Genomic DNA, 21846 nt, shown 5'->3' on the forward strand with positions numbered 1-21846 from the left:
AGTAGAAGCTCTAATTATTTAGTACATGACAAAAAAACTGCCACGTACAATGAATCGCAGAAATCCCCCCAATTTACCCCCTGAGGATGGAGACAACATGAACAAAAAAACGGGCATCGCCGCACTACTCCTGCTGTGCATGGCTTCACTGGCATTGGCCCAGGATACGCCGGTCGGCTTATGGAAAAATATCGATGACAAATCCGGCAAACCCAAGGCACTGATACGCATCACAGAGAACAGCGGCGAACTGATGGGCAAGATCGAAAAACTGTTTCTCGAAGGAGAAGAAGAACAAAACCCGAAATGCGACAAATGCGAAGGCGTGAATAAAAATCAGCCCATCATTGGCATGACGATTTTGTTCGGCTTAAAAAAAGACGGCGATGAATATAGCGGCGGCCGCATCCTCGATCCCGCCAACGGCAAACTGTATCGCAGCAAATTATCACTGACCGACAGCAATAAAAAACTCAATGTGCGTGGCTACATCGGCACACCGCTGTTCGGCCGCTCGCAAGTCTGGGTGCGCGAACAATAAGCAACAGGACTACTGCACCATCCCCTCTCCCGCAGGCAGGAGAGGGAGCTGTCACTACTTTTTCAGTCCTATTTAAAAACGCATGCGCAATACGAATGCGCGCTCTGCGTCAAACAATTTTCCTCGTTTTACGTAAGTCCTATTTATTTAACCCTGGCGTTTAGACCGAAACACCTTCGTATCCTGATAAAACTCGTCATCCTGATGCTGCCACCACCCCGGAATCCCCAACACAGGCAGCGGCGTGTAATCGGCGGTGCTTAGACTGCCTTCGTTTAAACGCATTGCGACTTCCCGGTCCAGCCACGAGCGTTTTTGATCTTCGCCTGCTGCGAAAAAATGGGCCTCGGCACGCACGACGAAACTATGTGCCGTGATCGCTTTATACGGATTGACCAATTTCTCCATCAGCGCATGACCGAATACCCAGACCTCGGCTCGCTGGCCGAATAAGGCACGTTGCCGGATGAATGCCTGTTGCCACTCATGGGCGCGTAATGCCGCGATCAGGGCGTCGCCCTGATCCGAATTTTCAACCACCAGCAAGGCCGCATTCTCATCAAAAATCGTTGCCGCATCGCGCGCCGGGCCGCGTGATTTGCCTATGCCGTGCAAGGCAATTTGCGCAGCCTGCATGGCGTTCAACTGACGCTTAATTCTGGGGAAAGTCAGCCAGACCAGCGCATTAAAAAAATCGTGCAGATTCTCGCGGGTCGGTACCTGTCCAGACTCATTGATGAAGATCTCATAGGCCACGCCTTCAGGCAAACATGCTTGCGCGACAAAGGATATCGTTTGCTGATGCTGATTCTGCAAGGACTGCGCCTGGGCGCTTTGATTCAGATGGGCGCGCCAGTCTGGCGCTGCCAGCAAGGCCAGCGCGGCTGGGCGCACCGCGGCATACCAGGCGTGCGACCAGTCGATGCCGGCATAAAATCGTATCGATGCTTCAGGTATCATGTTCCCAAGTGCGCGGACCAAGGTTCACCATGTGAATGCGGTCAGGCTTGCGGCGCGTCAGCCGCTTGCATTTTCCAGTGGATAGTTTCGCCGCCATTCAATGGGACGATGGTGGTATCGACGAACGGCAATTCGGCGGGCAGGGTCCAGTCTTCGCGCATCAATCTGATGCTGCCGGTATTGCGTGGCAATTGGTAAAAATCAGGGCCGTTGAAGCTGGCGAAGGCTTCGAGTTTATCCAGCGCGCCGGCCTGATCGAAGGCTTCGGCGTACAGCTCCATCGCGTGCAGCGCCGTGTAGCAACCGGCGCAACCGCAGGCATGCTCTTTCAACCCCTTGGCATGCGGTGCAGAATCGGTGCCGAGGAAAAACCGCGGGCTGCCTGAGGTGGCCGCCTTCAGCAAAGACAGGCGGTGCGTCTCGCGCTTCAGCACCGGCAGGCAGTAGTAATGCGGACGAATCCCGCCTTTAAAAATCTCATTGCGGTTGTACAGCAAATGATGTGCGGTAATCGTGGCGGCAATCGGCCCTGCTGCGCTGGCGACGTAGTGCGCAGCCTCGGTCGTGGTGATGTGCTCGAACACGACTTTCAGCTCAGGCATATCGCGGCGCAGCGGTTGCAATACGCGGTCGATGAAGACGGCCTCGCGATCGAATAAATCAATCTCAGGATTCGTCACTTCGCCATGCACCAGAAACGGCATGCCGACTTCTTGCATCGTTTCCAAGGTCTTATAGCATTTAGTCAGATCGGTCACGCCGGCATCCGAATTGGTGGTGGCGCCCGCTGGATACAGCTTGACCGCATGGACAAAACCACTGTCCCTGGCGCGGTGGATTTCATCGGATGGCGTGTTATCGGTCAGGTACAAGGTCATCAGCGGCTCGAACTGCATGCCCGCCGGCAGTGCTGCAAGAATACGCTGGCGATAGGCGGCGGCCTGCTCCGTCGTGGTTACAGGCGGCTTCAGATTCGGCATCACAATGGCGCGTGCGAATTGGCGTGCGGTGTCAGGTAATACGCTGGCGAGTGCGGCACCATCGCGCAAGTGCAAATGCCAATCGTCGGGACGAGTGATGGTGATCTGCTGCGGGCGTGGTGAAGTGCGCTGTTCTGTACTGCGGGAGGTTGGCTGGGGAATCGGGGAAGTCATGGCGGCTCGCTTTTTCAAGTAGCCGTCATTTTACCTTTTTTGCCTCAGCATCTATACGATGATAGATACTCTAACCCTGTATATTTTTAATCCGCAGATAAAACCTGCGGTATTTGGCATGTTTTATCTAAAAACAGGGGGAGTATATTGATTCACTATATGAAACTGCTCGCCTCAGCCTCGCCAATTGCTGACCAGGCCGAAGGCAAAATTTAGTGAATGATCTTGGCGAGGAAGTCGCGCGCGCGCTCAGAACGTGCGGCGTTGAAGAACTCTTCCTTGGCGCAGTCTTCCACGATCAGACCTTTATCCATGAACACGATACGGTTCGCGACTTTTTTCGCGAAACCCATTTCATGCGTGACCACCATCATGGTCATGCCTTCTTGCGCCAGGCCGACCATGACGTCCAGCACTTCATTGATCATTTCCGGGTCGAGTGCCGAGGTAGGTTCATCGAACAGCATGGCAATCGGGTCCATCGACAGCGCGCGGGCGATTGCCACACGTTGCTGCTGACCGCCGGACAGCTGGCCGGGAAACTTATCTTTGTGCGCCAGCAGGCCGACTCGATCGAGATATTTCAAGCCTTTTTCAGTGGCTTCGTCTTCGCTGCGACCCAGCACTTTGACCTGCCCGATGGTCAGATTCTGGCGTATCGACAGATGCGGAAACAGCTCAAAATTCTGGAACACCATGCCGATACGCGCACGCAGTTTCGACAAATTGGTTTGCGGATCGCCGACAGATACGCCCTCGACGGTGATCTCGCCTTTTTGAAACGGCTCCAGACCATTGACTGTTTTAATCAAGGTCGATTTACCTGAGCCGGACGGGCCGCATACGACCACGACTTCGCCCTTGGATACCTGTGTAGTGCAATCGGTCAATACCTGGAATTGACCGTACCATTTGCTGACATTATTTAATTTAATCATTCTAATCTCCGACGCACCCGCAATGCAGATCACGGGCACCTTTCTCAAATGTGTTAACTAGTAGCTGATGGACTATGCCGCAATCTCTTTATCGGATAATCGCAAATTTGGTTTGCAGTTTCTTCACCAATGAAGACAGTGCAAAACACAAAATGAAATACACGACAGCGACGAACGAATACATCTCGACCAGACGTCCGTCACGCTGCGCAACCTTGGATGCGGCGCCGACGAAGTCGGTAATCGACAACACGTACACCAGCGACACGTCCTGGAACAAGACGATGGTTTGGGTCAGCAACACCGGGATCATATTGCGGAAAGCCTGCGGCAAGACAATATTGCCCATGGTTTGCCAATAATTCATGCCGATCGCATAACCCGCCCAGATCTGTCCGCGTGGAATCGACTGGATGCCGGAGCGCATGATTTCGCAATAGTAAGCCGCCTCAAACATGACGAAGGTAATCAGGCAGGATGAGAAAGCGCCGACTTGCACCGGCTCATTGGCACCGATGATCCAGGCACCGATATACGGCACCAGAAAGTAGAACCAAAAGATCACCAATACCAGCGGGATGGAACGCATCAGATTGACATAGGTGGTCGCAAATACTTTGATCGCCTTGATACTCGACAAACGCATCATTGCCAGCAAAGTACCGAGGATAATGCCGCCTGTCATCGCCAGGAAAGTCAGCTCCAGAGTGAACGACATACCCGTCTTGAACAGGTATACCCACGAGCGCTGGATGACATCAAAATCGAAACTGTTAAACATGATTAATGTCCTCCCGCATTCGCAGAACCTGAGGTGATAAAGCCCGGCACGGTGAGCTTTTTCTCAAGCACATTCGACAGCACAATCGCAATCACCGATACCATCAGATAGATCAGGGTTGCTGCGGTAAATGCCTCGAATACCTGGAAAGAGAATTCCTGCATGGAACGCGCACTCGCGGTTAATTCCATCAGACCGATGGTCAAGGCGACCGAACTGTTTTTGATAATCGCCGCCAATTCATTGGTCAGCGCCGGAATGATGATGCGGAACGCCATCGGCAACAGCACATAGCGATAGGTCTGCGGCAAGGTTAAGCCCAAGGCGGTACCCGCCATCTTCTGGCCGCGCGGCAAGGCATTGATCCCTGCCGACACCTGCACCGCAACCCGCGCCGAGGTAAAGAAGCCCAGGCTTAATACGGCCGTGATAAAAGGCGCATTCGGCATAGATTTCAGCCAGGAGCCGATACTCTCCGGCACCAGCTCCGGCATTACGAAATACCATAAAAACATTTGTACCAGCAACGGTATGTTCCTGAATAATTCGACATAGCCGTTCGCCAGACGGGCCGCCCATTTATTCGGTGCGGTACGGATGGTACCGATCACCGCGCCCAATACCAGGGCAATGATCCACGCTAATCCGGCAGTTGCTAACGTCCACAGCAAGCCAGAAACCAGCGCATCCAGATAGGTGCCGCCGCCATCAGGCGCCGTCTCCCAAAAGATATTCCAATTCCAGTTGTAATTCATCTCCGACCCTTTACTCGACATCCATACGCATTGCCTGCATCGCAGCCTGTTGCTGACAATTTAAACAAAACGGGAGGCGTGCCTCCCGTTGTGCGCTGGCTTATTTCAATTTTTTTTAATTGCTTATTTTTTCTTTTTCAATACGGCTTTTTGCGCTTCCGGTACTGCTGCATAAGCAGACGGCTCGCCAGAATCGGTAGGCTTGGCGACGACTGCTTTAAATTGCTCAGACATAGGCCAGTTCAACGCGATGCCTTTTGGCGGAATCGGCTGCAAGAACCATTTGTGGTAGATGCGGTTGATATCGCCGGAGGTCAAGACATTGGAGATCGCCTTATCCACCGCGGCCTTGAAAGCAGGATCGTCCTTACGCAGCATGATGCCGTATGGCTCAACGGACAAAGCTTCTTTGCTGATCTCGTAATCGGCTGGCGATTTGGAATTGGCAGCGAGCGAAGCAAGCAAAATATCATCCATCACGAAAGCGACCGCACGGCCGGTTTCTACCATCAGGAAGGCTTCTGCATGATCTTTGGCAGGCAGGATATTGATGCCCAGATTTTGATCGGCATTGAGTGTCGTCAATTGTTTCAGGTTCGAAGTGCCCGAGGTAGAAACAACGGATTTACCTTTCAGATCGGCCAAGGTTTTTACATTCGACGATTTTTTGGACAGCATGCGATTGGCAGTCACAAACGTGGTCGGCGCAAACGAAACTTGCTTTTGGCGCTCCATATTATTGGTGGTAGAACCGCATTCCAGATCCACGGTGCCGTTCGCCATCAGCGGGATACGGGTGGCCGACGTTACCGGGTTTAATTTCACATTCAAGCTGGTCAGGCCCAATTGTTTTTGCACCGCAGTGACGATCTTCATGCACAGGTCGATGGAATAACCCTGATACGATTGCTTGTCGTCGAGGTAGGAAAATGGAATCGAAGAATCGCGCACACCGAGTGTGATCGTGCCAGTTTCTTTAATCTTTTTCAGTGTGCCGGTTTCTTGCGCCTGTGCTGCACCGGCAATCACTCCGGCAGCGATCAGGAAAGCGAACATATTTGTTAATTTCATACTATCTCCAAAAGTTACGTCAAAAGATTTAAGACAAAAAGCAACTACTGAGTTTACCAAAATCGACCAGATGGCACTGTCTTTTTTTGGCCCGGACGATACGTATAACTACGTAAAAAATCGGCAAAATCGATAAATTGGCTGTTATTTATTGATAACGACGCCTAACTAGTCTGCGACCTTGTCGGATGGGAAGCGTAACGTGTCACGCAATAAAAAACCCATCGGCATATTCAGATTGGCGCCTTTGGGCGGCACGGGTTGCTGGAACCATTTTGTATACAATTTATTGATTTCGCCATCACTCATCATGCGGGCAACTTCACGATCGACAAAAGACTTAAAAGCCGGATCATCCTTGCGCAACATGATCGCATAAGGCTCGGTAGACAAGGGGTCGCCGACAATCGCAAACTTGCCCGGCTCTTTGGCATTCGCGCGCAGACCGTACAGCAGTACGTCATCCATAGAAAAAGCATCGGCCTGGAAGGATTCCACCATCGCGAAGGAGTTATTGTGATCGTTGCCCTCGACCAGCTTTAATCCCAGGCCGCGTATTTTATCCCTGTCATTCAAGAGTTTGACTGAGGTCGTGCCCTTGGTGGTGACGACTTTTTTATCTTTCAGGTCGGTCCAGTTACTGATGCCGGAATCCGTCCTGACCAGCATTCTTGCGGTAGCAAAAAAATGCGGGATCGTGAAGGCTACCTGTTTGCGACGTTCGGCATTATTGGTGGTGGAGCCACACTCCAGGTCGGCCTTGCCGTCGGCAATACTGGAAATGCGGGTGCTAGGCGTGACCAGCACATAATTCACGTTCAATTGCGGGATCTTTAATTCTTTCTTGAGCGCCTCGACAATTTTTTGGCAAATTTCTACCGCATATCCGATCGGTTTTTTATTTTCGGACAAATACGAAAAAGGGAAGGATGCTTCCCGGTGTGCGATGGTGATGGTCTGCGTTTCTTTGATCCGCGCCAGGGTATCGCCAGCCTGGACGGCAGACACGCAACAAGCTAAGCCACTCAATGCAGCTATTTTTACGATCCAGAACTTAGCTTTCATGATCATTCCCTAAGTGAGACAACGATGGCTTGCGCCCAAATTTTAGAATGGTAAATACATTTACACGATCTTTTATATTTAAATATGTTATTTTCACAGAATTTTATTTAGTTTTAATTCAGTGCTGACTGTTTTTTAATGGCAAGAAAAAACAGCACTTCAAATAAAACAATACATCCATCGATGCTGTTGCGTCGATGGATGTATTTCTCTTACCGTTACTCCAAGGCACCGAAAGATACACTAAAGTAGTAAGCCCTGCTTTAAATTTATCTTACCAACGATCTTACCAATGGATCTTACAATCCGTTCAAAACAAGACCATCAACTGCGTACCGGTCTTATGGGCATTATGGATACAGGCCGCGGACTTCGCGTGCCTGCAAGACGCGTGAGCAACCGATGATGAAGGCTGCCGTGCGCAAAGACACTTTTTTATCTTCTGTCACATGCCAGACTGAATTAAACGCCTCCTTCATGATGCGGGTCAGGCGCTGATTGATTTCGTCTTCACTCCAGAAATAACTGGAGAAATCCTGCACCCATTCAAAATACGACACTGTCACACCACCGGCATTCGCAATCACGTCTGGCACCACCAGAACACCCTTGTCGCTCAAAATATCATCGGCTTCCGGCGTGGTCGGACCATTCGCACCCTCGAGAATAATCTTGGCGCGAATCTTGTGCGCATTCTTTTCCGTGATTTGCTGCTCCAGGGCGGCCGGAATCAGGATATCGCAATCGACCGACCAGAATTCTTCGCTCGGAATCACGGCTTCTGCACCGGCAAAACCGGCAACACTGCCATTGATTTCCACATGCTCCAGCAATTTGTGCGCATCCAGACCGTTAGAATGGAAAATCGTGCCGCCGTGATCTTGCACTGCCACGATTTTTGCACCGGCATCAGAGAACAAACGCGCTGCAATGCCGCCGACGTTACCGAAACCTTGCACTGCGACCTTTGAACCGGCAATATTCAGGCCACGTTTTGCCGCGGCTTCGCAACCGACCACGAACACCCCGCGACCAGTCGCTTCGCGCCGCCCCAGACTGCCGCCCAGCGAAATCGGTTTACCGGTCACCACGCCGGTCGCGGTACGACCTTCGTTCATGGAATAGGTATCCATCATCCATGCCATGGTTTGTTCGTTGGTATTGACGTCCGGTGCAGGAATATCCTTGTCCGGGCCAATGATGATGCCGATCTCGGAGGTGTAACGACGCGTCATACGCATCAGTTCGCCGCGCGATAAGGTCTTTGGATCAACCCGGACCCCGCCCTTCGCACCACCGTAAGGAACATTGACTGCCGAGTTCTTAATCGTCATCCAGGCAGACAAGGCCATCACTTCCGACAGCGTCACATCCTGGTGAAAACGCACGCCGCCCTTACCCGGACCGCGTGACGTATTGTGTTGTACACGATAGCCTTCAAAGTGGGAAATACTGCCGTCATCGCGCTCGATAGGCACGTCAACAATCAAAATACGCTTAGGGCGTTTCAGCGTCTCTACCCAACGGGACAGATGGCCGAGATAAGGCGTAACGCGATCGATTTGCTCTAGATAAACTGACCAAGGACCTGTCTCATGCGGGGTAAGATAAGAGGGTATTTGGTGATGGCTGGACATGATATGTCTCCTTCCTGTGTAAGTTAACTATGTTGACGACCATTGGTGACCAATGAGGTGATGCATAGTAGGACAACAGGCCATTTTATCGCCAATGCTTTGTTTGCATGTATGTATGCAACAAATGCATAGATTTATCTTGTCCTGATTTTATGACAATTTCGCAGAAAAATGTTGTGCAGATTTGCGGGCGCAGGCCCGAATCTGAAATCGGTACCAGTAAAAAAATGAGAGAAAATCAGTTGCACTGAACAGCAGCTTAGGACAAATCAAGTCGAATTTACAGGAGCTTCTGCACAACAGACAGGCAACGGGCTGCATTGGGACGAGCACTCAAGCGGGTTTGCGGCGTTCTTTCTTGGCGCTCTTGACCGTAGTATTGGCATGCGGCGCATGCAGCTGCGCCAGATAATCCCATAAGCGGGAGACGATCGCTTTGCCGGGCCGCTGTACTGATGGCCGTTCGCGATACAGGCGGATTTCCATCTCGACTTCCCATGCGCTGGAATGCCCGTCGGCGCGCGCCAGCTGCTTTTGTTTCAACTCACGCGTCACCGCCGATTCCGGTAAAAAAGCGATGCCGCGGCCTTCCAGCGCCATCATTTTCAAGCCCTCCGCCATATCGGTTTCATAGCATTTTTCGAGATGCAAAGGGATCCGGGCATCGTTCAGAATCAGATCGACCATGCGTCCCAGATAGGCATTATTGGCATAGGCTAAAAACGGCAGGGGCGCCCTCTCAGTGCCGGGTAACAGCAACTCGGGTTTGCCGGACTTATCGCAGCGCGTATAAGCCCGCAAAGCTTCGGTCCCCATGCTGATCATGTCGTACTGGCTGGCATCCAAGAGCAAGGGTTGGCGCGGGTGGTGGTAGCACAGCAGCAGATCGCAACCGCCTTCGACCAGACTCATCACGGCATCGTGCACATTCAACGCCAGCAAGCGGCTATTAATCTCGCCGAAGGCCGATTCCAGCTCCGTCAGCCATTTCGGCACATAGGTCAGCGACAGAGTGTGGGGTACCGCGAAATCGACCGTGGTCTGGGTAGTGGTGCGCTTACCGCGTAACAGCGCGCGGGCGTTGTTGATCTGGCCCAGCATCGCAATCGCCTGCTCGTAAAACACTTCGCCCGCATGCGTCAACCGGGTCGGATACGAAGTACGGTCTATCAGGTCGCTACCGAGCCAGGCTTCCAGCGATTGTATGCGGCGTGAGAATGCCGGTTGCGTGACGTGACGCAATTCGGCAGAGCGGCTGAAACTATTGGTTTCAGCTAAAGAGACGAAGTCTTCCAGCCATTTGGTTTCCATCCCGCCATGATAATCGCAGCGCGAAAAAAAAGCGCCAACTTGTGCGAGATACCCACACAGTGTGACGCTGATTATGTCGGCACTGCCGACACCTAGAAAATATTCGTTTGCTCGGTCAGACTGCCGCCGACGGATTCATAGATCACGACCGTCCCATCCTTCAGATCGCCTTTGGCATCGAACTCTATCGTGCCCTGGATCTTGCCATCGAATGACGTCTTTTTCATCTCGGGCACAAACACCTTAGGATCGATGGAACCGGCTCTCTGCATCGCCTGCGCATATACATGTATGCCGTCGTAAGAGATCGGCGACATCGCGCCGGGCTCGCCGAATTTGGCGCGGTATTTTTGCATGAAGGCGGCACCGCCCGACAGCCATGAAGGCGGCACACCGGCGACGGTACAAAAATAGCCATGATCGGCATTGCCTGCCGCCGCCTTGATGATCGCCGCATCGCACATGGAATCGCCGGTCACAAATTTGGCGGCAATACCGGCAGCCCGCATCGCCTTCAGCAATCCCAGGCCTACCGGCTCATCGCCGCCGTAGATGACGACATCGGATTTACTCTCGCCGATTTTCTTCACGAGTTGCGGATAATCGACCGTCAGCGGATTTACCGATTCTTTGCCGGGTGTGATTTTTTTCGACTCCAGGACTTTCAATACTTCGGCCGCCAGGCCGACGCCGAACAACGAGGCATCATCGATCACAAACACCGTTTTGGCTTTGAGCTTATCGACCGCAATACGCCCCAATGTTGTGCCCTGCTCGATATCATCCGCACCAATACGGAACGCGCTGGCTATTCCCATACGGGTGTATTTGGGATTGGTTGATGCCGACATCTGCGGAATGCCTGCTTTGGCATAGATAGGCGCTGCAGGAATCGTCACGCCGGAATTGAAATGTCCGTACACCGCTGCCACCCCGGCATCCACCAGACGTTGGGCGGCGGCCTTACCGTCTTCCGGATTGGCTTTGTCATCCTCTACTATCAAGGAAAAATGAGCGCGCTTGCCCTGGATATACATGCCGTCTTCATTCAATTCATCGACGGCGATTTGCGCACCGTTGGCAATGCTTTTGCCATTATGAGCAAGGTTGCCGGTCATCGGCGCGACCACTCCGATTTTGACTTCGACCTGACGACTACAGGCGCTGAGCAACAAAACTACAGCGAGGCTAATTAGTTTTTGTGACGAGACTTTCATCGTTGCTCCTGGGTAGAGAGGCGGATTTTAGAAAAAATTCTTCTTGATTCTTCTTGATGGTAGAGCCGGATGGAACGAATAAAATTTTGAAATTTTCAGCATTTTAAGCACTTTGCACCGAAGCTACCAGAACTAAAAATATCTTGAATACCCTAAAGCAATCTTTGTGCCTCAAACTGAGCACGGTGAATAAGCTGGTTTATCAAATAGGTCCGCTTTTTCGATCCGTCTGCAAATCAATCATCCACGCCAACAACTTCTTCGGCGGTTTCTTCGCTACGATTCTGCTGTCGCTCCCACATCTGCGCATACGCGCCGTCTTGCGCCAACAGTTGCTGATGGGTGCCGCGCTCGATAATGCGTCCTTTATCCATCACCAGGATCTGTCCCGCATCGACGATGGTCGACAGCCGATGTGCGATGACCAGGCTGGTGCGGGTTTTGGCGATCTCCTTGATTTGCGCCTGTATCATTTGCTCGGACTTGGAATCGAGTGCCGAAGTCGCTTCATCGAAAATCAGGATCGATGGATTTTTCAACAGGGTTCTGGCAATCGCAACCCGTTGTTTTTCGCCGCCGGATAATTTCAAGCCGCGCTCACCGACTGGGGTCGCATAGCCGTCCGGCAGGCTCTCGATAAAATCGTGGATATAGGCGGCACGCGCCACTGCGATGACTTCGTCCCGGGTCGCGCCCGGCTTGCCATAGGCGATGTTGTATTCAATGCTGTCATTGAACAAGACCGTATCTTGCGGCACGATGCCGATCGCGCTGCGCAAGGAGTGCTGGGTAATGCTGCGGATATCCTGCCCGTCAATCAGGATGGCGCCGTTCTGGATATCGTAGAAGCGGAATAACAGACGCGACAAGGTCGATTTTCCCGAGCCGCTATGACCGACCACCGCGGTGGTGGTGCCAGCGGGAATCGAAAAATCGATATCGAATAAAATCTGCCGCTTGCTCTCATAACTGAAATCGACATGGGAAAAGCGTATCGCGCCACCCTTGGTATGATCCACATGCAAGGGAACCGCATGGTCCGGATCGGCAATCTCCTTATGCTGATCCAGCAAGGAAAACAGCTTCTCCATATCGGCCAGGCTCTGTTTGATTTCGCGATACAAGACGCCAAGAAAATTCAGCGGAATATACAGTTGAATCATGAAGGTATTCACCAGCACCAAGTCGCCCAGACTCATTACTCCATCGATCACACCTTGCGTGGCGCGCCATAAAATCAGCGTCACCGCAGTGGCAATGATCAGCGATTGCCCGGTATTCAACAGAGACAAGCTCGATTGCGATTTGACTGCGGCATGCTCAAATCTTTGCAAGCCTTCGTCGTAGCGCCGCGCCTCGTATTCTTCGTTGCCGAAATATTTCACGGTCTCGTAATTCAATAAGGAATCGATGGCCTTGGTACTCGCTTTAGAATCCAGCTCATTCATGGTGCGGCGAAAATGAGTGCGCCATTCCGTCACCGCAATCGTGAACGTAATATAGGTCGCCAGCGCCACCATCGTGATCACCGAGAACCAGATATCGTAGTGGGTCGAGAGATAAATCAGGACCAGCGTAATCTCGAGCAGGGTCGGGAAAATACTGAACAGGGCATACGACACCAGCGACGAGATACCCCGTGTACCGCGCTCGATGTCACGCGTCATACCGCCGGTCTGACGATTCAGGTGAAAGCGTAATGACAAGGCATGCAAATGCCGGAATACTTTCAGCGCGATGGTCCTGACCGCACGCTGCGTGACCTTGGCAAAGACAAATTCACGCAACTCCGTAAACAAGGTAGTCGATAGCCGCAAAGCACCGTAGCCAATCAAAATCCCGATCGGCAATACCATCAGCGCGGCAGGATGCTGAGGGCTGATCGACATACTGTCGATCAATTGTTTGAGTACCAAAGGCACGCCAACATTGGCGAGTTTGGCGCCGACCAGGAACAAAAGTGCCAGCGAGACCCGCCATTTATATGCCCACAAATACGGTAATAAAGTTTTAACAGTAGACCAATCGCCGCGGGACGATGGCGTCGTCGTTACGGTGGCAGGCACAGACGCGGAGGCATCGGTTGATGAGTTGCGGCGCATAGAATTGCCTAAAGTAAAGAGTGGATATGGTTTATGATTTGCTCAAACGATCTAAGCGAATTGTATCTTTGAAAGGAAATACCATGTCTGAACCGACCAAAACCACGCTACCGGCCGGCATGCCGCAATTGCGCGTGATGCCCATGCCTGCCGACGCCAATGTCCACGGCGACGTTTTTGGCGGCTGGATCATGGCGCAGGTCGATATCGCCGGCGCCATCCCGGCCGCCCGCCGCGCCAATGGCCGCGTCGCAACGATTGCGGTGAATTCCTTCCTGTTTAAACAGCCGGTATTTGTTGGCGATTTACTCTCGTTTTACGCCGAAGTGACCAAGGTCGGCAATACCTCGATCACCGTGTCGGTCGAAGTCTATGCAGAACGCAATCGCCTGCAAGCGAGTACGGTCAAAGTCACCGAAGCGACGCTGACCTATGTGGCGACCGGCGAGGACAGAAAACCCCGCCCGATTCCGCCGCTGGAATCAATTTAAAATCGATCTAAAAGCATTCCGAATAATTTCATCTGGTGCTTGCTGCACTGAATCCTATGCATCGACGGCAGTTCTTACAGCACTCTTTACGTCTCTCACTACTTGCCGCTTCGGCATATCAGCTCCCCAGTTTTGCCGCGGATAAATCATCGGTTTATCCGTTCACGCTGGGCGTTGCCTCCGGCTCTCCGCGGCATGACAGCGTGGTAATCTGGACCCGTCTGTTGCCGGAGCCACTAAATGCCTTGGCACTACCCGCCGTGCCCTACAAGGTGCGATGGGAAATTTCGGAGGATGAAACCTTTCATCATATTATCGGCAGAGGCGAGCACACCGCCTTACCGGAACTGGCGCACAGCGTGCATGTGGATATCACCGGCTTGCAGTCGGAACGCAATTACTGGTATCGCTTTATGCTGGGCGAGGCGGTCAGCCCTGTAGGCCGCACCCGCACCGCCCCTGCGGCAGATGCGCTGCCGTCCAGCTTGCGCCTGGCGGTGGCATCTTGCCAGCATTGGGAGTTCGGTGAATATGCGGGGCACCGGCATATCGCGGCGGCGTATCCCGATCTCGTAGCTTTTCTCGGCGATTATATTTATGAATGGGGTCCTTACGATTTAGCGCATCCAGCCAAGCCGCGCCGCCGCGATGTGGAAAGTGTCAATCTGGCGGGTTACCGCAATCGCTACGCGCAGTACAAAACCGATCCGCACCTACAAGCGGCGCACCATGTCGCGCCCTGGATCGTGACCTGGGACGATCATGAAGTCTGCAACGATTACGGTAATGACCGGGACGAGCGCTTATCTGTCGATTTTTTGCAAAGACGGGCTGCCGCCTATCAGGCATTTTATGAGCATATGCCGGTACGCTTACCGAATCTGGCAGCGCTGATGAGTGAGGCCGGCCGCTTTGCTCATATGCGGATTTATGAGCGCTATGACTGGGGCAGACTGGCGCGTTTTCATGTACTCGACGACCGTCAATATCGCTCGCATCATGCCTGTCCAAAGCCGGGACAGGGCGGCTCAAATTCGGTGACGAATGCCGAATGCCGTGAATTGCTTGATCCGACCCGGACTTTGCTCGGAGCCGAACAAGAGAAATGGCTGGCACAGGGTTTTGCCGCATCCAGCGCGAAATGGAATGTGCTGACCCAGCAAACCTTGTTCGCGCAATCGAGCCAGACGCCCATAATCAAAGAAGGCGATGGCAAATTCTGGACCGACGGCTGGGATGGCTACCCGATTGCGCGTCAGCGTTTATTGGACGATCTGCAAAAACACAAGCCGGCGAATCCCGTGATTATCTCGGGTGATGTGCATACTTTTTATGCGGCGAATATCAAGCGCGATTTTTACAGCAAAGCATCGGCCAGCAACCCTGTTCTGGCGACGGAATTTTGCGGCACCTCGATCACTTCGAGTTCGCGCCCGCAAGAACGCACCGATCAATACGTGGCACAAAATCCGCATATCAAATTTGGATGCAGCGACAAACGCGGATTCATGTTGATGGACATCACGCCCAAACAAATGAGCACGCGCTTTATGGCGCTGGACGATGTATCGCGTGCCGATTCCGGTATCTCGACATTGGCTGGCTTTGTAGTCGAAGATGGTAAAACCGGTGTGGTGGCAGCTTAGCCGATTTGTGATTGCACATCTCGATCTGGCATAAAAAAGGAAGGCAGTTCGCCTTCCTTTTTCATATACTCCACTTCAGTATATTTTTAATGCGAAATCAGTATATGCGGATTAAGCCTGATTTTTATAGAAATATGGGGAGTATCCGAATTTACCGTAATCGGATGCAATCTCAGGCGGCTTTTTTCTCATCCCTTAATTCACGCCGCAAAATTTTGCCGACGTTGGTCTTCGGCAGTTCCAGGCGGAACTCGATGAACTTCGGTTTTTTGTAGGCGGTAAATTGCTCTTTGCAGTAATCCATGAGCTGCTCCACGGTCAGCGACGGATCTTTGCGCACCACAAATAATTTCACGGCCTCGCCTGAATTCGCATCCGGCACACCGACACACGCACACTCCAGCACGCCGGGATGCAAGGCAACCACGCCTTCAATTTCATTCGGATAGACATTGAAGCCAGAGACCAGGATCATGTCTTTTTTACGATCGACAATCGTGGTGTAACCGCGCGCATCCATGATCCCGACGTCGCCTGACTTGAAGAAACCATCCGCAGTCATGACCTTGGCGGTTTCATCTGGACGGTTCCAGTAACCGACCATGACTTGCGGGCCGCGGATCGCGATTTCACCCGGCGTCCCCAATGGCACCGCATTGCCATCGTCGTCCAGAATCGCGATTTCGGTGGAAGGAATCGGCAGGCCTATCGTGCCGGAGAATTCTTTGGTTCTCGCTGGATTGGCGGTGGCAACCGGCGAAGTTTCAGACAAGCCATAACCTTCGGCAATGGCGCAACCGGTGGTCTTCAACCATTTATCGGCAACCGCTTTTTGCACAGCCATACCGCCGCCGCTGCAAATCTCATAGCCGGAAAAATCGAGTTTGGCAAAATCGGGATTGTTCAACAGGCCGTTGTACAGAGTATTCACCGCCGGGAAAATATTCACCTTGTATTTCGCCAATTCCTTGATAAATCCCGGAATGTCGCGCGGATTGGGAATCAACAAGTTCATCGCACCGATACGGGTACCGAGCAGGCTGCACACCGTCAGGGCAAAGATATGATAAAGCGGCAAAGCGCAAACGATAATCTTCTGTTCAGAGGCACTCTGATTTTCCATGCCAGACATCAACCAGGCATCGTTTTGCAAAATATTAGCGATGACATTGCGATGCGACAGCGTGGCGCCTTTAGAGACGCCGGTGGTGCCGCCGGTATATTGCAGGAAAGCGATATCGTCATGACCCAGACTAACCGGTTGAAACGTCATGCGACTCGATTCAGCCAGCATTTGCTTAAACCGTATTGCCCCTGGCAGAGAAAAAGCCGGCACCATTTTTTTGACATTGCGCACGACAAAATTGACGATCGCGCCCTTCACGCCGCCCAGCATATCGCCCATGGTGGCGACCACGATATGTTTGATCGGGGTGTTGCTCAATACCTGCTCCAGCGTAACGGCGAAATTTTCCAGAATGAAAATAGCTTCAGCGCCGGAGTCTTTTAACTGGTGTTCTAATTCGCGTGGCGTGTATAGCGGATTGACATTGACGACGGTATAACCTGCGCGCAGCACGGCTGCCATCACGACCGGATATTGCAGGATGTTTGGCATCATGATGGCAACGCGAGCACCTTTTTTGAGCCCCTTGTTCTGCAGCCATGCGCCGACTTTTTTAGACAGCGTATCCAGCTCGCCATAGGTCAGAAATTTATCCATACAGGCGTAGGCATTACGTGCCGAGTATTTTTGAAACGACTCTTCCAGCACTTGCACTAACGATTGATATTGAGAGAAATCGATTTCTGCCGGAACGCCCTGCGGGTATGATTTCAGCCAAAACTTGTCCATACGGTTTTCCTTGTCTCTGAGTGTTGTTTTAATTTATTCAGCGTCAGTGCTGTCATTGATGCGCGGCACACTGCGGGCTGACAAACTGGTCTGCTTGCCTATACATACTGCGTCGGTAGTCGATGCTAGCGGCAATGCGAAACCAAGGCAAGCCTTTTGCGGTCAACTTGAAAGCATCCTCTACTAATTTGCTGCAACGCACAATAAAATGCTCGTTGATTCATGCAGCGCATTGCGCAAATTCACGATGTTTTTAAGCGCATCTGGTAACGGCAATCCATCGGCAGGCGGCCTGAAAACCCTGCTCAGGTTTTTTCCACCTGAACCAGCACATCATAAAACGTAGGACCGCCGCCCATATCGGTAAGTCGCTGGCTGGTAACTTCATTCGCATTTTTACGATCGGAGGCAAATTTTTTCCACCAGATGGATAAGCCCACCACCAGACCTTTTCTGGCTTTGTCGGTGACTCTCGCAAGTGCAACAAAAGAGCCGCGATCATTAAAAATCCTGACGCGGTCGCCGGAGCTGATGCCGCGTTGCTGTGCGTCTTCAGGATGGATGTCTAGATGCGGCTCCCCTTCGGTATCGCGTAAACTTTGTACATTGACGAAACTCGAATTCAGGAAATTACGGGCCGGCGGCGAGATCATTGCCAGCGGATATTTGCTGGCGAGTGCCGGATTACTCGCCGCCGACTCGTAGGGCGGGATATAGCTTGGCAAGGGATCATAGCCATCTTGTAGCATTTGCTGGCTATAGAATTCGCATTTGCCGGACGGGGTGGCGAAACCGCCTTGCGCGAACGGTGCGTCCGGCACGCGTAATTTTGCCCAGCCGGTTTTCTTCAGCGAGGCCCAGTCAAAATGAATCGCACGCACATCGGTTTGCTGGAACGCTTGCGCTGCCAGCTCATCATCGCTCTCGCTAAAACAAGCATCGTCGAAACCGACTTTTTTTGCCAGGAGCCGGAAGATTTCCGTATTCGGCTTGGACTCGCCCAAGGGCGCAATCGCCGGGTTATTTGCCATCATATATAAATGACCGTAAGCGCTGTGGGCATCGATATGCTCAAGCTGGGTCGTTGCCGGTAAAACGATGTCGGCATAATCTGCCGTATCGGTTTGAAAATGTTCCAGCACCACGGTGAATAAATCCTCGCGGGCGAAGCCGCGCAGCACCGCGTCCGATTCCGGCGCCACCGCCACCGGGTTCGAGTTGTAGACAATCAGCGCTTCAATTCGCGGACCAAAACTGGCGGAACTCTCACGCAACAAATCGTCACCGATAGTGCTCATGTTGATGGTGCGCGGCGTCAGCGATGGCGGGAAGAGGTCGGGCCGCTGTAAGCCCGCCATATTTTTGGGGAAGGCATCGGACAAGGACAGTTGCACGCCGCCGGCAGCGTGACGCCATGCGCCGACCAGTGCGGGCAGGCAAGCGATATTGCGTACCGCCATGCCGCCGCCGCGCACCCTCTGCATGCCGTAGTTCATGCGTATCATGCTGGCTTCGCCACGTTGAGCACACTCGCCATAGCTGCGCGCCAGGCCGATGACTTCTGCCGCACTGATGCCGCAGGTGTCTGCGACGCGCTCTGGGGTCCATTCGGCTACGCGTTGCCTGAGTTGCTCAAAGCCCAGCGTATACGACGCAATATAGTCATGATCGATTAAATCTTCTTTGATCAGAATATGCATCATACCGAGCGCCAGTGCCGCATCGGTGCCTGGCAATAAGGCGATATGCTGGTGACATTTTTCCGCCGTCAGAGAACGATACGGGTCTATCGCGATAATCCTGGCACCGTTGCGTTTTGCCTCCTGTACACGCATCCAAAAATGCAGATTCGAGGCGATAGGATTGCCGCCCCAGATCAAGATTAATCTGGCATTCTGGGTTTGCTCAACATCGGTGCCGATACGCGCGCCCAGTGTGTATTTATAGCCGGTACCGCCAGCGGTTGCACAAATCGTCCGGTCCAGAAAAGACGCGCCGATTTTGTGGAAAAACCGCTGCGACATACTATCGCCCTGCACCAGTCCCATGGTGCCGGCATAGCTGTACGGCAGTATCGCCAATGGATTCTTGGCAGCGATCTGTTTTAATTTCGCGGCAATCGTGGTCAGGGCTTCGTCCCAGCTAATTTGCTCGAACTTACCCTCACCTTTTTTACCTACGCGTTTTAGAGGATGCAGCACGCGATCCTTGTGATAGGTGCGCTCGGTATAGCGTGACACTTTAGTGCACAAAACGCCCGCCGTCGTCGGATGATCGGGGTCGCCACGGACTTCTGTGGCAATCCCATCTTGCACAGTCACGTGCAGGGCACAAGTATCTGGACAATCATGGGGACAGACGGCGCGGACTATTGTTGTGGTCATGCTATTTCCTAAATTTTTAACGCTAAATATGTGGTTTATGTGGCTTTGCTTAAGAGCCGCTTAAGATTGACATGGCTGTCATGAGATGATTCGTATTTTCGCGGATGGCGGTTGTGAAGCAAAACAAAATGCGCAGCTATTGTGATACGTATTTCTAGCTGAGGCATACTATATCGCTGAACGATAAGCATTGCTGATGAGCGCTCACCGTTCCGATCTGCGTGACTTTAAGATGGCAGAATATCTGGCTGATCTCCCAGGCGCTTACCGGGATTCTTCTGCTCCAATGCTAATAATGCGGCTGAATGGTCTGCGGTGGGCTGGCAGATAAGGAGCTGTTGATAAATCGCGGCAATCATCTCCGTGACAGGCAACTGCAAACCATTACTGTGAGCGGCTTGCAGGATATTTTGCATATCTTTGGACTGACTTTTTACTTGACCGCCGGGTAAAAAATTTCTGTCTAACATGCGCTGGCCATGCACCTCCAAAATACGACTTTCTGCAAAGCCGCCACGCAAAGCCTGTCGCACCGCAACCGGGTCAGCACCGCCGGCCTGCGCCAGCAATAAGGCTTCCGCCACGATATTGATCGTGCCGCCAACGATCAATTGATTGCATAGTTTGGCTAATTGTCCGGATCCGGGCAAGCCAACTAGCGTCGGCTTTCCCAATACATCAAGCACGGGCTTGATTTTGATAAAGTCGGCGGAATTGGCGCCGGCCATAATAGCCAGGGTGCCCGCCTCCGCCCCAATCACGCCGCCCGATACCGGCGCATCAACAAAGCGGACTCCTTTATTTCCTAATATGATATTAAATTCCTGCGCCTCTTTTTGCTGAGTCGAACTCATGTCTATCCAGGTCTGGCCCGCCCGCAAGGATACGAAGGTTTGCTGAATCATCTCTCCAACAATATTCCCTGCTTCCAGCATGCTGATAATCAGATCGGCGCTGCCATCGGGTCCTGCAATAGCGCCCGACGGTGTGGCAGCGATTTCTGCGCCTAATTTTTTCAAAGGTTCGCATTTGGCGGTGGTACGGTTCCATACGGTCAATGCATATCCCGAGTTGAGTAAACGTGCTGCCATCGGCAAGCCCATCAAGCCGATTCCAAGAAAAGCGATGCGTGGTTTATTCATGTCATTTATCTTTTTTAATTGAATGTGTCTGCAAGTTGTTGGTATGTTTTGATATTCGGCAATATGATTCTTAACTACTTGATACAATATCTTACGAATTCTTCTTTTACCCTCTTTCAGGACTCCGCTTTATGAAATTTTCCCTTAAAAAATCCTTGTTGTGTGGACTAGCATTAGTGTTCACGCAATCATTAGCACATGCGGTAGATTCAGCTTCATTGGAATTTGCCACCGGCAATAAGACAAAGATGCTGCGTGTCGGGGCACAGTGGAATTGGGATCAGCAATGGTATAAATCGAATGGTACCCACATAGGCGGCTATTGGGATGCCACGCTGGCCAGCTGGCAGGGAAATAATTATCAGGGAATCGGTGCGAAACAGAATATTGTCGATGCAGGCATCACACCGGTATTCAGGCTACAAAACGATAGTAAAAAAGGCGCGTATGCGGAAGCTGGTATTGGCTTGCATATGCTATCGGATATCTACGATAACAATGGTCGCAAGTTTTCGACGAATTTCCAGTTTGGCGATCACATAGGAGCGGGTTATGTGCTGTCTAACGGTTGGGATATCGCGCTGAAGATCCAGCACTATTCAAACGGCGGTGTGAAGCATCCGAATCCTGGCGTGAATTACGCGGTCGTGAAGGCGGGGTATGCGTTTTAGCCCGGTCGGTGAGCGCTGAGCGAACGAGAATCAAACAGGAAGAAGAAGGCAAAAAAGAAAGGGGCTGCGGCTCCTTTTTTTACGTGCTGGATGGACAGTACAGAAGTCCGGAGATTGCCGTTCTG

At 52.2% G+C, this 21846-nt stretch carries 18 protein-coding genes; 4 read left to right on the plus strand and 14 right to left on the minus strand.

What is annotated here, in order from left to right; translation table 11 throughout:
- Window positions 1–97 precede the first annotated feature (97 nt).
- Window positions 98–541: a DUF2147 domain-containing protein gene (locus LPB67_RS13555; RefSeq protein ID WP_262837790.1), complete on the plus strand. Its 444-nt coding sequence runs from the start codon at window positions 98–100 to the stop codon at window positions 539–541.
- Window positions 542–688: 147 nt separating this feature from the next.
- On the opposite strand, the gene LPB67_RS13560 is transcribed toward LPB67_RS13555, so the two are convergent.
- The 11 genes from LPB67_RS13560 to LPB67_RS13610 form a co-directional block, all read right to left on the minus strand.
- Window positions 689–1501 (minus strand): DUF3025 domain-containing protein, encoded by an 813-nt coding sequence (locus LPB67_RS13560; RefSeq protein ID WP_262837791.1) that lies wholly within the window; start codon window positions 1499–1501, stop codon window positions 689–691.
- Window positions 1502–1542: 41 nt separating this feature from the next.
- Window positions 1543–2655 (minus strand): dihydroorotase, encoded by a 1113-nt coding sequence (gene pyrC / locus LPB67_RS13565; protein WP_262837792.1) that lies wholly within the window; start codon window positions 2653–2655, stop codon window positions 1543–1545.
- Between the two features lie 212 nt (window positions 2656–2867).
- A complete protein-coding gene (locus LPB67_RS13570; RefSeq protein ID WP_262837793.1) occupies window positions 2868–3593 on the minus strand; it encodes an amino acid ABC transporter ATP-binding protein in 726 nt (241 codons plus the stop codon).
- Between the two features lie 88 nt (window positions 3594–3681).
- Window positions 3682–4374: an amino acid ABC transporter permease gene (locus LPB67_RS13575; RefSeq protein ID WP_262837794.1), complete on the minus strand. Its 693-nt coding sequence runs from the start codon at window positions 4372–4374 to the stop codon at window positions 3682–3684.
- A gap of 2 nt (window positions 4375–4376) precedes the next feature.
- Entirely contained in the window at window positions 4377–5129 is a 753-nt protein-coding gene (locus LPB67_RS13580) for an amino acid ABC transporter permease (protein ID WP_262837795.1), read from the minus strand.
- Window positions 5130–5252: 123 nt separating this feature from the next.
- Window positions 5253–6200 carry an amino acid ABC transporter substrate-binding protein gene (locus tag LPB67_RS13585; protein ID WP_262837796.1) on the minus strand — a complete coding sequence of 316 codons (948 nt, stop codon included), beginning with the start codon at window positions 6198–6200 and terminating at the stop codon, window positions 5253–5255.
- A 168-nt stretch (window positions 6201–6368) separates the two neighbouring features.
- The gene (locus LPB67_RS13590; protein ID WP_262837797.1) at window positions 6369–7265 is read right to left on the minus strand and encodes an amino acid ABC transporter substrate-binding protein; all 897 of its coding nucleotides are present in this window, start codon (window positions 7263–7265) and stop codon (window positions 6369–6371) included.
- 350 nt (window positions 7266–7615) lie between these two features.
- Window positions 7616–8902 carry a Glu/Leu/Phe/Val family dehydrogenase gene (locus tag LPB67_RS13595; RefSeq protein ID WP_262837798.1) on the minus strand — a complete coding sequence of 429 codons (1287 nt, stop codon included), beginning with the start codon at window positions 8900–8902 and terminating at the stop codon, window positions 7616–7618.
- A 333-nt stretch (window positions 8903–9235) separates the two neighbouring features.
- Window positions 9236–10213 (minus strand): LysR family transcriptional regulator, encoded by a 978-nt coding sequence (locus LPB67_RS13600; protein WP_262837799.1) that lies wholly within the window; start codon window positions 10211–10213, stop codon window positions 9236–9238.
- A 92-nt stretch (window positions 10214–10305) separates the two neighbouring features.
- Window positions 10306–11430, minus strand: coding sequence for a branched-chain amino acid ABC transporter substrate-binding protein (locus LPB67_RS13605; protein ID WP_262837800.1), 1125 nt, complete (start codon window positions 11428–11430; stop codon window positions 10306–10308).
- 236 nt (window positions 11431–11666) lie between these two features.
- Window positions 11667–13532 carry an ABCB family ABC transporter ATP-binding protein/permease gene (locus tag LPB67_RS13610; protein WP_262837801.1) on the minus strand — a complete coding sequence of 622 codons (1866 nt, stop codon included), beginning with the start codon at window positions 13530–13532 and terminating at the stop codon, window positions 11667–11669.
- Window positions 13533–13615: 83 nt separating this feature from the next.
- Here LPB67_RS13610 and LPB67_RS13615 point away from each other — a divergent pair, with 83 nt between their 5' ends.
- Both LPB67_RS13615 and LPB67_RS13620 read left to right on the plus strand, forming a co-directional pair.
- The gene (locus LPB67_RS13615) at window positions 13616–14023 is read left to right on the plus strand and encodes an acyl-CoA thioesterase (RefSeq protein WP_262837802.1); all 408 of its coding nucleotides are present in this window, start codon (window positions 13616–13618) and stop codon (window positions 14021–14023) included.
- Window positions 14024–14079: 56 nt separating this feature from the next.
- Window positions 14080–15669 (plus strand): alkaline phosphatase D family protein, encoded by a 1590-nt coding sequence (locus LPB67_RS13620; protein WP_262837803.1) that lies wholly within the window; start codon window positions 14080–14082, stop codon window positions 15667–15669.
- A 172-nt stretch (window positions 15670–15841) separates the two neighbouring features.
- On the opposite strand, the gene LPB67_RS13625 is transcribed toward LPB67_RS13620, so the two are convergent.
- The 3 genes from LPB67_RS13625 to LPB67_RS13635 form a co-directional block, all read right to left on the minus strand.
- A complete protein-coding gene (locus LPB67_RS13625; RefSeq protein ID WP_262837804.1) occupies window positions 15842–17524 on the minus strand; it encodes a long-chain fatty acid--CoA ligase in 1683 nt (560 codons plus the stop codon).
- Window positions 17525–17829: 305 nt separating this feature from the next.
- Window positions 17830–19908, minus strand: coding sequence for a molybdopterin-dependent oxidoreductase (locus LPB67_RS13630; RefSeq protein ID WP_262837805.1), 2079 nt, complete (start codon window positions 19906–19908; stop codon window positions 17830–17832).
- A gap of 227 nt (window positions 19909–20135) precedes the next feature.
- On the minus strand, window positions 20136–21050 hold the full coding sequence (locus LPB67_RS13635) for an NAD(P)-dependent oxidoreductase (protein ID WP_262837806.1): 915 nt from the start codon (window positions 21048–21050) through the stop codon (window positions 20136–20138).
- Between the two features lie 131 nt (window positions 21051–21181).
- Here LPB67_RS13635 and LPB67_RS13640 point away from each other — a divergent pair, with 131 nt between their 5' ends.
- Window positions 21182–21721, plus strand: a complete 540-nt coding sequence (locus tag LPB67_RS13640; protein ID WP_262837807.1) for an acyloxyacyl hydrolase — start codon at window positions 21182–21184, stop codon at window positions 21719–21721.
- Window positions 21722–21846: the final 125 nt, after the last annotated feature.

The organism is Undibacterium sp. Jales W-56 (assembly GCF_025548535.1).
In the GTDB taxonomy this organism is placed as follows: Bacteria; Pseudomonadota; Gammaproteobacteria; order Burkholderiales; family Burkholderiaceae_D; genus Undibacterium.